Here is a 13,081-nt window from a genome sequence, read left to right on the forward strand (position 1 = left end):
CTCGTGGATGGCCGGGACAAGCCCGGCCATGACGATGCGGAGACACGTCACGTCCGCTTGAAGCGATAGTCGAACGCGTCGCCGAGCGGCTTGATCACCCCCACCGTCGGCGCCGGAAAGTGGATCGGCAATATCAGCGTGTCGGTGTCCGCCACCGACGCAAAGAACTTCCGCCGCGACACCGCCGACTGCTTCGGATCCCAGTCCGGCCGCGCCGACCAGTCCGGCTCGCGGCACTGGATCTGGTGATGCATGAGATCGCCCGCGACCACCGCACGCTGGCCCTTCGAGAAGATGTTCACGCAGCAATGGCAGGGCGAATGCCCCGGCGTCGGCGTCAGCGTGACGGTGTCGTCGAGCGCGTAGTCGTCGTCCACCAGCAGCGCCTGCCCGGCTTCCACGATCGGCAGGCAATTGTCACGAAACACGGTGCCCGGCGGGTTGTTGCCCTTGGCGTGCTCGACCTCCCAGGCCGCATACTCGCCCTTGTGGAAGACGTATTTTGCGTTGGGAAAAGTCGGCACCCAGCGGCCGTCGCGCAGCGTCGTATTCCAGCCGGTGTGGTCGATATGCAGATGGGTGCAGAACACGTAGTCGATCTGCTCGAAAGAGATGCCGAGCGCGAACAATTCGTTGCGCCAGCGCTCCTTGCCGGGAAAGTCGAACGGCGGCGGATGGCCCTTGTCCTCGCCGGTGCAGGTGTCGACGAGGATCGTGTACCGCGGCGTGCGCACCACGAAGGTCTGATAGGTGATCACCATCATGCCGCGTGCAGCATCGAACACCTCGGGCTCCATCGTCGGCAAATGACGGGCGAACACGCCCGCGTCATAAGCCGGGAAGAAATCCTGCGGCCGCCGCCACGGCCCCTCCCGCTCGATCACCGCATCGATGGTGATGTCGCCGATCCGCAGTTGCCTCATGGTTGCTCGCTCCCTCCTTTTTTCGAAAGCGTAGCGAACACGATCAAGGCCTTCAAGTCATTCGGCGCATCGGCCTCGCAGGCATGGAGCGCCGCAAATCAACCTCAAACGCGGAAGAAGATAATCTCGGAATGAGGAATGACTGGTGGGCACGAAACTAAGATTGGGCGCGGCCATCTCGATTGCCGTCGTGGCCGGAATCTACATCAACAACACCAGTCTTCTGGCGCCGCATCGGGGCGGCAAGCCTGCGCTGCTGGCCCATCGCGGCATGGCGCAACGTTTCGACGAGCGCGACCTGAAGAACGACACCTGCACCGCCGCGCGGATGTTGCCGCCGAGCCACGATTATCTGGAGAACACGCTGCGCTCGATGCGCGCGAGCTTCGAGGCCGGCGCCGACGTGGTCGAGCTCGACGTGCACCCGACCACCGACGGCGAGTTCGCCGTGTTCCACGACTGGACGGTCGACTGCCGCACCGATGGCCATGGCGTCACCCGCGAGCAGAGCATGGCGAAGCTGAAGACCCTCGACATCGGTTACGGCTACACCGCCGATGCCGGGAAGACATTCCCGTTTCGCGGCAAGGCCGTCGGAATGATGCCGACGTTGTCAGAGGTGTTCGCCACCTTCCGGGACAGGCAACTCCTCATCAACGTGAAGAGTCGCGACGCGGCCGAAGGCGAGAAGCTCGCCGCCGTGCTGAACGCACTGCCGGCCGCGCGGCGACAGACCATCATGGTCTATGGCGGCGACGAGCCGGTCGACATGGTCCGTCGCCTCACCCCTGATGTCCGCACCATCTCGCGCGCGGCCATCCGAAGCTGCCTGATCGGCTATATCGGTTATGGCTGGACCGGCCTGATGCCGGCCGCCTGCAACAACGCGATGGTGCTGGTGCCGATCAACGTCGCCCCCTGGCTATGGGGCTGGCCCGATCGCTTCCTCGATCGGATGACCGGCGCCAACAGCGCGGTCTTCGTGCTCGGTCCCTACAGCGGCGGTGAATTCTCCACCGGCATTGACACGCCCGAATTGCTCGCGAGGTTGCCGCAAGGCTATTCAGGCGGGATCTGGACCAACGAGATCGAGGCCATCGCCAGGATCGCGGGCAAGGGCAAAGACTAGCTCCGCAGCCCCGGCGCCTCCTGGCCCGTGCGCGCGACATATTCCGTGTAGCCGCCGCCGAACTGATGGATGCCTTCCGGCGTCAGCTCCAGCACGCGGTTGGAGAGCGTCGCCAGGAAATGCCGGTCATGCGACACGAACAGCATGGTGCCCTCGAAATCCGCCAAGGCCGTGATCAGCATCTCCTTGGTGGCGAGGTCGAGATGGTTGGTCGGCTCGTCCAGCACCAGGAAGTTCGGCGGGTCGAACAGCATCTTGGCCATCACGAGCCGCGCCTTCTCGCCGCCCGAGAGCACGCGGCAGCGCTTCTCGACGTCGTCGCCGGAGAAGCCGAAGCAGCCGGCGAGCGCACGCAAGGAGCCCTGCCCCGCCGTGGGAAAGGCGTATTCGAGCGACTCGAACACCGTCTGCTCGCCATCGAGCAGGTCCATCGCGTGCTGGGCGAAATAACCCATCTTGACGCTGCCCCCGAGTGCCACCGTGCCTTCATCTGGCTCGCTGGCGCCAGCGACCAGCTTGAGCAGCGTCGACTTGCCGGCGCCGTTGACGCCCATCACGCACCAGCGCTCGCGCCGGCGGATCATGAAATCGAGGCCGTCATAGATACGCTTCGAGCCGTAGCCCTTGTGCACGCTCTTGAGCGCGACGACGTCCTCGCCCGAGCGCGGGGCCGGCGGGAAGTCAAATGCCACGGTCTGGCGGCGGCGCGGCGGCTCGACGCGCTCGATCTTGTCGAGCTTCTTGACCCGGCTCTGCACCTGCGCCGCATGCGAGGCGCGCGCCTTGAAGCGCTCGATGAACTTGATCTCCTTGGCGAGCATGGCCTGCTGGCGCTCGAACTGCGCCTGCTGCTGCTTCTCGTTCTGCGCCCGCTGCTGCTCGTAGAACTCGTAGTCGCCGGTGTAGGTGGTGAGCGAGCCGGAATCGATCTCGATCACCTTGGAGATCACGCGATTGATGAACTCGCGATCATGCGAGGTCATCAGCAGCGTGCCTTCGTAGTCGTGCAGGAATTTCTCCAGCCAGATCAGGCTTTCCAGATCGAGATGGTTGCTCGGCTCGTCGAGCAGCATGACGTCGGGCCGCATCAACAGGATGCGCGCCAGCGCCACGCGCATCTTCCAGCCGCCGGAGAGCTTGCCGACGTCGCCGTCCATCATCTCCTGGCTGAAGCCGAGGCCGGACAGCGCCTCGCGCGCACGGCCATCGAGCGCGTAGCCGTCGAGCTCCTCGAACCGGTGCTGCACCTCGCCGTAGCGGGCGATGATCTCGTCCATCTGATCGGCCTTGTCAGGGTCGGCCATCGCGGCCTCGAGCTCGCGCAGCTCGGCTGCGACCTCGCTGACGGGACCGGCGCCGTCCATCACCTCGGCGACGGCACTGCGGCCAGACATCTCGCCGACGTCCTGGTTGAAATAGCCGATGGTGATGCCGCGATCGATCGAGACCTGGCCCTCGTCGGGCAAGTCCTGCCCGGCGATCATCCGGAACAGCGTGCTCTTGCCGGCGCCATTCGGGCCGACGAGCCCGATCTTCTCGCCCTTGTTGAGGGCCGCGGAGGCTTCAATGAACAGGATCTGGTGGCCGGCTTGCTTGCTGACGTTGTCGAGGCGGATCATGACTGTCTTTTGGGGGATTTTTGCGTTGCAGCGTCATAGGCCATGCGGGGCGCGAGGGGAAGCCCGGGACAGGCCGGGATCCAGCCTCCAACGCAAGCCAATTCCCTCGTCATCCCTCAGCTCAAGGGTTTGAACCTCGACGCCTTGATGTCGGCTGGCGAGCTACCGGCAAGGTAAACTACCCCCTCCGCCCGCAAGCCCGACGCACGATGGTCGTCACTTCCTCAGAATGCCTGTATCCGTGTTTCCAAGCTGCTGGACGGCAGCGTTTGCGGCCGGCGTGTTGTAAGTCGGTCGGGACCCGCCGCCGTCCTGACCAGAAGGCGCCACGCCAAGTCTCTGGCCCGTCGTGCCGTGGCTTCTTGCATTGGACGCGTTGGGCCCTGGCGAACCGCCCGTCCCGCTCAGCGTGGTTCCGTTCGAAAGCGTCGAACCGCCTCCGCCGCCTGAACCAGTCGCGCTCGCGCCGCCGCTCGATGAAGAGCCGCCTGAGGCGCCTCCCGAGCTTTGCGCCGAGGCAAACGAAATGGAGCCCAATAGAATAGTCAGGACCGCCGCCAGAACTTTCATTCTTCCTGTTCCTCCTCTGTCAGTCAAATTGCCGGGTCTGTCGGCGAAAGCGCCAGCTCGCAACGCCTATCGGCGGCGAGCGATCCAGGCTCCGGCGAGAAAGGCCACGATCAACGACCGCAACGGCGCCTTCACCGCTACCTCGCGCAACCGGTCAGCCCATCGCGCCGTGGAGTCAAACGAAGGCAGGTTGGGCTGCGCACCGAACGCCGTTTTGTTCGCGCCGGAACTCGACCGCTGGTTCGAGGTTCGCGCCATGCCGCCCTGATCTTCCGTCAATCCGGAGGCTTCTGTCATTGCCGCTGCTTCCTTGATGTCCATGCACATGCTCCAATCCTGCTCCGGTTGCGAACAATGACTTGATCTCAGGTGCCCGTCCGGCCCTGCTGGTTAGGTCGTTCGGAACTGATCGGCTCTGGCAGCGGCATTCATGCGAACTATATGGTCTGTCACACGCCCCGCCGTAACACTCCGTTGAAGAAGCCCTTGCTGATCTTTCTGTTCCTCGTCTTCGCACCGCTGGCAGCGTCAGCGGCAAGATATTTCTGGCTGGGCGATGGCCGCGAGAATTGGCAAATCGCCGACCGGTCGAGCGCTGGTCTTCTGCCTGCCGCAGCCGATCAGCCCGCAGCCGTCATCCGGGTGTTCGGAGCGAGAACGGTCAGATGGCGCAGCATCTTCGCGGTTCACACCTGGATCGTCGTCAAAGAGGAGAATGCGGCGACTTACACGAGGTATGACTACACGGCCTGGGGCGAGCCGATCCGCACCAACGGTTTCGCTCCGGACGGGCGATGGTTCGGCGCTGCGCCGGAAACCATCGTAGCCGTCGACGGAGCGCGCGCGGAGGCGCTCATTCCTAAAATCCGGGACGTGATCGAAAACTACAAGTTTCGATCCTATGGCGACTACAGCGTCTGGCCGGGTCCCAATTCCAACACCTTCGTGCAAGCCGCACTCGACTCCGTCCCCGAGCTCCGAGCCGTCCTGCCTCCGACCGCAATCGGCAAGGACTTCCCGTACACCGGCAGATGGATCGGCATGACGGCGTCCGGCACAGGCATTTATGCGTCGCTTGCCGGATACATTGGTTTCTCGATTGGCTGGATCGAAGGCCTGGAGATCAACTTCTTCGGTGCCGTGCTCGGCTTCGACATCCGACGCCCGGCGCTCAAGCTACCCGGCCTCGGCCGCGTTGGAATGTCCACCGGCGTATGAGAGCGGGACCTTGATTGCCGGCACCATTGGCTGCTTGGCGCCGAGCATGCGTGAGGCGCCCTTCATTGTCAGCACACGCCCCAAGCACGACCTATCGGCTTGAGCGAGGCCGAAAGGCGCACACCGCCCGCGATCGCAGGGCTTCAGTTGTTGGATTGCTTTCCCGGAACAGCCTGGCTGTCTTGCGTTCCGCGCGTTCGCTGGTTGATGATGTCAATAACCGCACGTGGGATTGGCACCGAGTAGGCGAACTTGCCGCGATCCCCTTTCCAGCTGCCCGAGTGAGCAACCCCGATGACTTTTCCGCTCTTCAGATCGATGAGAGGACCGCCGCCCACGCCGCCGGTCGTGCTGATGTCGGTCGTGAGCACCGTCGTGTCCCCGACCGGATATATCGACATGGAAGAACCGACGGCAAGCACCCGCCCCGGCATCAACCGCTTCTTTCCATCAGTCTCCCCGAGCAGACGCTTCATGAACTCCTCAGGCATACGTGGGTCGCGGACAGGATAACCGATCACGTGGACATAGCTCCCGATGATGTCGTTCGGCGCGGGTAGCGGATCGGCAACGCTCAGCGGAGGCTGGAGAACCTGATCATGACCGTGCAGCTCTATCAACACGAGCGGTGAATCGGTTGTCTCCTTCGGGTAAATGACATCACCGAGCTCAAGCGATGGGGCACAATTGGCCGCGCTCGGCCCAAGACAAAGGGTGGGCGGCTTTGCGGGCTTGGATGGCTCCGTTTTTGACACACGAAGCGCATTGCTGACGTAGGAGGTTGTCATCATGACGCCGGGCGCCACGATGAATCCGGTGGCAGTGGGGTTTCCAACGGAGTCCAAAATCAGCCCTGTGGAACCGGCTGCTGCGCCGATCTCCACAATATGGCGCTTCAGCACGCCGGCCCAATTCTCCGGCGGGTCCTTGAGCTTGCCATTGTCGAGCAGAATGGCGGGCCGCGCGATGGCAAGGGCCGCCATGCGCTTCTCTTGCTCCGGCAGGCCCTGCAATTCCGAGCTCAACATGGCATAGCGAACCCGTGCCTCCTGCGCCTCGATCAATTCGTCCTGGGTCCGCTTTTTTTCAGGAAGAAGCTCCAGCAGATCCGCGCGAAGGCGATAGATTCCCGGCAGGACATGGTTGTCCTCATAATGCGAACGCAGTGTTGCCGCGTGCTTGCGGACGACCTGGAGGCCCTTTTCGTCCAGTCCCTCCGGCGTCGAGGCGGCGTCCTCGAGGGCGTAGAGGTCGGTCAGAGCGGCAGCGAAGTCGCAGAACTGTGTGCGTGGAATGGCCGCGAATTTCGCATCGCTGCTCGCCGCTCGCGCCCACGAAATCGAACAGGCGATATAGGCGGCCTCTTCCTGAGCAGTCGCCCGGCTGGGTACAAGGAATTTCGTGAGAGCGGGGGCGCCGCCAGCGGGTCTCGGCGCTTGCGGCCATTCGACTGCCGCAAGAAAGGCCCCCGGACGCTGAGTCACGCGGCCGCTTACTTCATTTGGCTCGAGAAAGCCACGCCGAACCGCTGTCAGGATCTGACGCACATTGATGTTCTGAACGGTGATGTCGACTCCGGCCAGCGCTTCGGGTGGCAGGTTTAACGCGGGCATTCCCGGAATCGCATAAGTCGGGTCGCTCGGAGTGTCGCCGCTGCGGCGGGACTGATAGTCGATCACCTGTTGCGAAAGGATCGTCTGGGCCGCGACGATCCGCTGAGAAAACGCCTGGCTCGCACCATCGTCCTTCCCGGACTCGGACACGACATCGAAGGTGCCGATATAGACCCGCGTGTCGAGCCATACGGTCCAGAGTTCGCGCGCTGCGACCCCGACGATTCCCAGAAGCAACGCGCTATAAACGAGCTTGAGGAGCAAGCTTATCATGTGCTGATCTTCTTGTTTCCGGGATCGGCCCGTCACGACCCAATTGCGACGTTAGCAGAGGATTGGCCTCGAGGCGAAGATCGTTGTGGAGACCACTTCCGGAAAGATCGGTCAGGGCGCATCCCGCCCGGCGCGGCGCTACCAGCCTTCCGGTCGGTTCAAGCCCAAGACCAACAGTCAGATGAAACGTTCAACGTCGCCTTCTGACAGAAGAGCAAAGGCGACGAAATTATCGGCTGCCTACGCCCGTCGCATCAGCTTCAGCGATGCCGCCAGCCGCAAGCTCCGCTTCCCCGCCAGCGCGATGCCTTCGAGCTCGCCGCTGTCTTCCGTGCAGGTCCCGGAGAATCCGATCCCGACCTCGAAGCCGCCGAACACGGGGTTCTCGCCCTTCGCCGGGGTGTGCTCCTGGTTCAGCATCTCGCCCTTCCAGCGGCCGTCGGCCGAGGAATAGGAGCCGAGATAATAGAAGAACGCGTCACCGCCGAGGATGCGTCCGTCGATCAAGAGCATCACGCCGGAGAGGCCGGCATCGACGCCGTCGAGCGCGCGCAGGCTCATGCCGTAGAGCCCATTGGCGATGCCGCCCTGCCCGATCGTGCCGCGCGGCGGCAGCGCCCCGTCGTCGAGCCGCGTGAGATTGGCCCAGAAATGGGCACCGGGCATTGTGTCCGCACCGCCCTCGAGACGGATCTCGTTGCCGACCAGCCGGCCGCGTGCGCCGATCGAGGCGACGTCCGCGCCCATCAGCGGCTTGTAGTTGGGATCGAGGTTGTGCCGCTCGGTGATGACCTCGGCGACGATCTCGCCGCCCTGCTCGGCGTAGGTGCCAAGGTGCGCAAAGCCCGAATTGCCACCCAGCATCTTGCCGTCATGCAGACACATGATGCTGCGCCCGAACGCATCGTTGACGCCGTATTCAACCTTGTAGAGCCCGTCCAGCAACGCAATCAGCCCGCAAATTCGAAAAAGAACCGCCGGCTAACTAGCATTGCCGCAGCAGCGCGGCCACCCGGCTTTTGCGCGCAGGCCCGTTGCGTATCTCCGCGGCGATGAGTGCATCATGTCCCTGTTTTGCCCGACGAGACAAGGCATTCCCGGCAAATCGCGACGCGCCGTTTCGGCCGACGGGCGATTTCGGCGATCAAGCGATTTCAAGCACTTGGCTACTGTGCATGGGGTTGTTTTCGCACTTTTTGCCTGGCCGGTCTCACACGGCCTTGCTCAGCGGGTCAATCACGCTTGAAATACTGCACCTCGCGCTCGTGCTTCTCAGCGGCCGCACGGCTCTTGAAGGTCCCGAGGTTGCGCCGCTTGCCGGTCTTGGGGTTCACCTTGCGCGAATAGAGGCGGTATTCGCCCGACGCCAGTTTACGGATCATGATTGCGCTCCGTTGTGACCCGGCATCAACCGCGCAGGCGCGCGCCGGGTTCCGTCTGGTCCCGGCTCCGATCAGAAGCACAGCGTGGTGACGAGCTTGCCACGCTTGTCCTTGATCGCATAGGGGCAGCGCAGCCGTTCCAGCGCCTTCTTGGCGTCCTCGTCGCCGAGCGCGGCGGCACGCTCGTAATAGGCTTTCGCGGCGTCCTTGTCCTTCGGCCCGCCGCGCCCTTCCTGCGCGAAGGCCCCCATCCGTTCCAGCGCGCCGGAATGGTTTTGTGCGGCTGCCTTCTCGAATAGCGCACGCGCCGCGACGTCATCCTTCGCGCCCCCCGTGCCTTCGGAGAGCATCAGGCCGAGCTGATACTGCGCTTCAGGGTTGGTCTCGGCCGCCTTGCCGAGCAGCGCGCGCGCCTGCACGGGATCGGCCGGCGCGGCGCCGCCCGCGCCGCCGAGCGCGGCGAGATTGCTGACGCCGCGGGGATTGCCTGATTGCGCCGCCTTCTCGAACAGCTTTCGCGCCTGCGTTTCGTCCCTGGCGACACCGGAGCCGGTGCCATAGGCGACACCGAGCTCGACCATGGCCGCGCTCGATCCCTTGTCGGCCGCCTTGCGCCAGGCGGCGATCGCCTCGCTCGTCTGCCGGTTGGCCGCATAGGCACGGCCGAGCGCGAACATCGCGCGCCGCGAGGACGGCGCGGCCTGCCTGCAGAACTTGATCGCAGTCGCGACATCGGCGGATGCGATCTCGCTGACGCCCCTCACGTCGGCCGGCTTGTCGGGATCGCTGGGATCGGCTGCCACGCGGTCGCACAGAACGAGGTCGGCCGATTGCGCGAGCGCGCCCGAGGGCGCGGCGAGCGCGAGCAGGATGGTCAGGAGACAAATCCGCATGGACACGACGTTGCATTCCCGCTCAGGCAAATCTAGGGCTCCAGTCCCGATTGGCGCAAGGCGGGTGCGACCTCCGGCGATGCCAGGTAACGCAACAGCCGCTCCGCGGCGTCGGCATGTTTTGCGCCTGCGATACAGCCGGCCGAGAACACCGCCGGCGTCTGCAACTCGTGCGGGATCGGACCGACCACCTCGATGCCGCCGACCTGCTTCAGTTCGCTGAGCTGCTGCACGGCAAGGTCAGCTTCGCCCGTCACGAGCCGTTCGGCGGTGAAGCCCTGCTCGACGACGGTCGCCCTGGCATTGATCTCCGCGGCGATTCCCATCCGGACGATCAGCTCGGCGAAATAGACACCGCTCGCGCCCAGCCGCGAATAGGCCACGGACCGCGCCGCGAGCAGCGTCTTGCGCAGCGCCGCTTCGCTGCTGATGTCGCGATACACCTGCCCTGCTAGCACGGCGATGCCGACATAGGATCGCGCCAGATCGGCCGCGCCATCGGCGAGTACGCGGCCCTCGCCGATCATCTCATCCAGCCCCTCGCGCGTGAGGATGACGAGGTCGGCAGCCTCGCCGGCGCGCAAGCGCTTGAGCAGCGCCAGGGTCGGCGCGAAATCGGCGTCGATATGGATGCCCGTTTCGGCCTCGAAGGCCGAAGCCAGGCTGCGCATCGCGCCCATCAGGCCGAGCGTCGAAAGCATGCGAACTGTTTCCATGAGCCTTTCCCGTCGCGTTCAGGCGCGATGCATCAGCTTGAGCGCGGCGGTGAGGCGCAAGGAGCGCTTGCCGGCAAGCGCGGTCGCCTCCAGCACCGCCTCTTCCGCGTCATAGCTGCCCGAGAAGCCGATGCCGACCTCGTGGCCGCCGAAGATCGGATCGTCCTTGGCCGGCGTATGCTCCTGGTTGAGGATCTGGCCCTTCCAGCGGCCGTTCGCGGCCGTGTAGCTGCCGAGATAATAGAACGCGGCATCGCCGCCGAGGATGCGCCCTCCGTTGAGCAGCATCACGCCGGTGAGGCCGCCGTCGAGACCGTCGAGCATGCGCAGATGAATCGAGTAGAGGCCGTCGGTGATGCCGGCTTCGCCGACGCCGGCGGCGACCGGCACCTCGTCTTCGGTGATCGGCGTCATGAGCGACTGGAACGGCACGCCCGGCAGCTCCTTCAACTCGCCCGTCAAGCGATAGAGATCGCCGTCGGCCCAGCCCTTGGCGATCAGGGTCGCATCATCGGTGCCGGCCATGGCGCGGTAGTTCGGGTCGGGGTTGTGGCGGACCGTCTTGATGACGATGTCGACGCCGGCTTCAGTCCGTTCATAGGTGCCGATATGGGCGAAGGCTGAATTGCCACCCAGCAGCTTGCCGTTCGCCACATGCATCACGCTCCGGCCGACCGCGTGGCCGAGCTGAAATCTCGTTTTGTAGAAGCCTTCAAACACCAGCCGTGTCCCGGCCCTCGCGCGCATCCCGGTCCACTCTATCCCGCTTTCCCTGGCGGTAGACAAGTTTCGCGAGAGTAAGGCCTGTGGGCCACAGGGATGACCGAGATCCAAATGAAAATCCGCCGGAGCCTTGCAGCTCCGGCGGATTGTGAGCCAACCCGGGCCAGCCCCCCAGCCCGGGCCGGGAGGATCTTAGGCCGCGGCCTTCTTGTCAGCCGGCACGGACGCGATCGTCTTCAGGATCTGCGAAGCGATCTGGTATGGGTCGCCTTGCGAGTTCGGACGGCGGTCTTCCAGATAGCCCTTGTAGCCGTTGTTGACGAAGGAGTGCGGAACGCGGATCGAGGCGCCGCGGTCGGCCACGCCATAGCTGAACTTGTTCCACGGCGCGGTCTCGTGCTTGCCGGTCAGACGCTTGTCGTTGTCCGGGCCGTAGACGGCGATGTGGTCCATCAGGTTCTTGTCGAAGGCGGCCATCAACGCCTCGAAATACTCCTTGCCACCAACCGTACGCATGTACTCGGTGGAGAAGTTGGCGTGCATGCCCGAGCCGTTCCAGTCGGTGTCGCCGAGCGGCTTGCAGTGGAACTCGATGTCGATGCCGTACTTCTCGGTCAGGCGCAGCATCAGGTAGCGAGCCATCCACATTTCGTCAGCGGCCTTCTTGGAGCCCTTGCCGAAGATCTGGAATTCCCACTGGCCTTTCGCGACTTCCGCGTTGATGCCTTCGTGGTTGATGCCGGCCGCGAGGCAGAGGTCGAGATGCTCTTCGACGATCTTGCGGGCGACATCGCCGACGAACTTGTAGCCGACGCCGGTGTAGTACGGGCCCTGCGGCGCGGGATAGCCGTATTCGGGGAAGCCGAGCGGACGGCCGTCCTTGTAGAAGAAGTACTCCTGCTCGAAGCCGAACCAGGCGCCGGCGTCGTCGAGGATGGTGGCGCGCTTGTTCGACGGATGCGGGGTCTTGCCATCGGGCATCATGACTTCGCACATCACGAGCACGCCGTTGGTGCGCGCGCCGTCCGGGAACACGGCGACCGGCTTCAGCACGCAATCTGAGCTGTGGCCTTCGGCCTGCTGGGTGGAGGAGCCATCGAAGCCCCAGAGCGGAAGCTGCTCGAGCGTCGGGAACGACGCGAATTCCTTGATCTGAGTTTTGCCGCGCAAGTTCGGAGTCGGCGTATATCCGTCGAGCCAGATGTACTCGAGCTTATACTTGGTCATTGAGCCTCTCTGTAGATGATGCGAAAGGTGGGGTTGAGAGCCCCGCACGTTTGTACCCGGCCATCATCGGCCGGCCCTCTACAAGCATTTTGCGTGCCAAAAGGCCGCAGTGCGGAGGGTTTTCCACCGCTGACCGGGGGCCTTCCGCCGCGAAGAATCCGCCCCGCTGGTCTGCGTCATAGCCGCGCACCTTTGCGTGAAGCTGCAGCGCAAAAACCCCGGGGAAATCGCCCGTTTCTGAAGCAGGCAGCGCAGCGCCGGAGGTTGCCGATGAAACGCGCATCAACCGTTGGCAATATTCGCAAAGTCTCCCACCCCGCCACAGCAACCTTTGGAATGGCCCAAGCGTTGGTCACCGAAAGCGTGCCTTAGGGGATGCATACCTTCGACTGCCCATAAATTGGGCGGCAACTGATCTCCTTTTCAGCACTTTCCAATTCGGGAGCCGCGGCCGATATGGGGATTCCGGTAACCACAATCGAACGAGTCGGGCGCACCATGGAGGCCAAGGCGCTTCGACCAAGGAGAATCGCAATGATGAACAATGGTCTGAGTCATGGATCGGCAACGATCTATCAATTCCCGGTCGGGGGCCGCGCAGCTCTTGCCGGACGCCGCTACGGCGAGACCCGCCTTCCTGCCGATCACGCCTCGCTTCCCGCGAACGTCTCGATCTGCAGCGAGAGCTGGTATCACCAGGACGCGGTCGACGAGGCCAAGCCGAAATGGGATCGCTGATGCCTGGGCTTGGTTTGATACCGCCGCGCTCGCGCAAGCGCATGGCGGCAGTTGAAA

The 13,081-nt window shown here is 64.0% G+C and carries 13 protein-coding genes; 3 read left to right on the plus strand and 10 right to left on the minus strand.

Features of this window, described 5'->3' with window-relative positions:
- Positions 1 to 47: 47 nt before the first annotated feature.
- Positions 48 to 923 (minus strand): MBL fold metallo-hydrolase, encoded by an 876-nt coding sequence (locus tag Q0743_RS23890; RefSeq protein WP_298243931.1) that lies wholly within the window; start codon positions 921 to 923, stop codon positions 48 to 50.
- Positions 924 to 1,068: 145 nt separating this feature from the next.
- Here Q0743_RS23890 and Q0743_RS23895 point away from each other — a divergent pair, with 145 nt between their 5' ends.
- Positions 1,069 to 2,052, plus strand: coding sequence for a glycerophosphodiester phosphodiesterase family protein (locus Q0743_RS23895; RefSeq protein WP_298243932.1), 984 nt, complete (start codon positions 1,069 to 1,071; stop codon positions 2,050 to 2,052).
- Here Q0743_RS23895 and Q0743_RS23900 read toward each other — a convergent pair.
- Together Q0743_RS23900 and Q0743_RS23905 are read right to left on the minus strand one after the other, a co-directional pair.
- Positions 2,049 to 3,671, minus strand: coding sequence for an ABC-F family ATP-binding cassette domain-containing protein (locus tag Q0743_RS23900; RefSeq protein WP_097660810.1), 1,623 nt, complete (start codon positions 3,669 to 3,671; stop codon positions 2,049 to 2,051). The two genes, Q0743_RS23895 and Q0743_RS23900, sit on opposite strands and share 4 nt — an antisense overlap.
- 636 nt (positions 3,672 to 4,307) lie before the next feature.
- A complete protein-coding gene (locus tag Q0743_RS23905) occupies positions 4,308 to 4,562 on the minus strand; it encodes a hypothetical protein (RefSeq protein WP_298243933.1) in 255 nt (84 codons plus the stop codon).
- A gap of 165 nt (positions 4,563 to 4,727) precedes the next feature.
- On the opposite strand from Q0743_RS23905, the gene Q0743_RS23910 reads away from it, so the two are divergent.
- Positions 4,728 to 5,459, plus strand: a complete 732-nt coding sequence (locus Q0743_RS23910; RefSeq protein WP_298243934.1) for a DUF3750 domain-containing protein — start codon at positions 4,728 to 4,730, stop codon at positions 5,457 to 5,459.
- 143 nt (positions 5,460 to 5,602) lie between these two features.
- Here the strand turns inward: Q0743_RS23910 and Q0743_RS23915 are convergent, their stop codons facing one another.
- The 7 genes from Q0743_RS23915 to Q0743_RS23945 form a co-directional block, all read right to left on the minus strand.
- A complete protein-coding gene (locus Q0743_RS23915) occupies positions 5,603 to 7,345 on the minus strand; it encodes a trypsin-like peptidase domain-containing protein (protein ID WP_298243935.1) in 1,743 nt (580 codons plus the stop codon).
- Between the two features lie 240 nt (positions 7,346 to 7,585).
- On the minus strand, positions 7,586 to 8,290 hold the full coding sequence (locus Q0743_RS23920) for a hypothetical protein (RefSeq protein ID WP_298243936.1): 705 nt from the start codon (positions 8,288 to 8,290) through the stop codon (positions 7,586 to 7,588).
- Positions 8,291 to 8,577: 287 nt separating this feature from the next.
- Entirely contained in the window at positions 8,578 to 8,727 is a 150-nt protein-coding gene (locus Q0743_RS23925; RefSeq protein ID WP_298243937.1) for a hypothetical protein, read from the minus strand.
- Between the two features lie 71 nt (positions 8,728 to 8,798).
- The gene (locus Q0743_RS23930; protein ID WP_298243973.1) at positions 8,799 to 9,620 is read right to left on the minus strand and encodes a tetratricopeptide repeat protein; all 822 of its coding nucleotides are present in this window, start codon (positions 9,618 to 9,620) and stop codon (positions 8,799 to 8,801) included.
- A 32-nt stretch (positions 9,621 to 9,652) separates the two neighbouring features.
- Complete coding sequence (locus Q0743_RS23935; protein WP_298243938.1) at positions 9,653 to 10,336, minus strand: substrate-binding domain-containing protein; 684 nt, start codon at positions 10,334 to 10,336, stop codon at positions 9,653 to 9,655.
- Positions 10,337 to 10,354: 18 nt separating this feature from the next.
- Positions 10,355 to 11,056: a GrlR family regulatory protein gene (locus Q0743_RS23940; RefSeq protein WP_298243939.1), complete on the minus strand. Its 702-nt coding sequence runs from the start codon at positions 11,054 to 11,056 to the stop codon at positions 10,355 to 10,357.
- Positions 11,057 to 11,251: 195 nt separating this feature from the next.
- A complete protein-coding gene (locus tag Q0743_RS23945; protein ID WP_097660805.1) occupies positions 11,252 to 12,286 on the minus strand; it encodes a glutamine synthetase beta-grasp domain-containing protein in 1,035 nt (344 codons plus the stop codon).
- 534 nt (positions 12,287 to 12,820) lie between these two features.
- On the opposite strand from Q0743_RS23945, the gene Q0743_RS23950 reads away from it, so the two are divergent.
- The gene (locus Q0743_RS23950) at positions 12,821 to 13,024 is read left to right on the plus strand and encodes a DUF2735 domain-containing protein (protein WP_128925365.1); all 204 of its coding nucleotides are present in this window, start codon (positions 12,821 to 12,823) and stop codon (positions 13,022 to 13,024) included.
- Positions 13,025 to 13,081: the final 57 nt, after the last annotated feature.

The sequence above is a fragment of the uncultured Bradyrhizobium sp. genome (assembly GCF_936943645.1).
In the GTDB taxonomy this organism is placed as follows: domain Bacteria; phylum Pseudomonadota; class Alphaproteobacteria; order Rhizobiales; family Xanthobacteraceae; genus Bradyrhizobium.

What these genes read in the sequence shown, in the direction of transcription:
- Q0743_RS23935 (WP_298243938.1), bottom strand. Translation starts at nt 10,336, where the DNA reads ATGGAAACAGTTCGCATGCTTTCGACGCTCGGCCTGATGGGCGCGATG.
- Q0743_RS23900 (WP_097660810.1), bottom strand. Translation starts at nt 3,671, where the DNA reads ATGATCCGCCTCGACAACGTCAGCAAGCAAGCCGGCCACCAGATCCTG.
- Q0743_RS23950 (WP_128925365.1), top strand. Translation starts at nt 12,821, where the DNA reads ATGATGAACAATGGTCTGAGTCATGGATCGGCAACGATCTATCAATTC.
- Q0743_RS23925 (WP_298243937.1), bottom strand. Translation starts at nt 8,727, where the DNA reads ATGATCCGTAAACTGGCGTCGGGCGAATACCGCCTCTATTCGCGCAAG.
- Q0743_RS23890 (WP_298243931.1), bottom strand. Translation starts at nt 923, where the DNA reads ATGAGGCAACTGCGGATCGGCGACATCACCATCGATGCGGTGATCGAG.
- Q0743_RS23905 (WP_298243933.1), bottom strand. Translation starts at nt 4,562, where the DNA reads ATGGACATCAAGGAAGCAGCGGCAATGACAGAAGCCTCCGGATTGACG.
- Q0743_RS23915 (WP_298243935.1), bottom strand. Translation starts at nt 7,345, where the DNA reads ATGATAAGCTTGCTCCTCAAGCTCGTTTATAGCGCGTTGCTTCTGGGA.
- Q0743_RS23930 (WP_298243973.1), bottom strand. Translation starts at nt 9,620, where the DNA reads ATGCGGATTTGTCTCCTGACCATCCTGCTCGCGCTCGCCGCGCCCTCG.
- Q0743_RS23945 (WP_097660805.1), bottom strand. Translation starts at nt 12,286, where the DNA reads ATGACCAAGTATAAGCTCGAGTACATCTGGCTCGACGGATATACGCCG.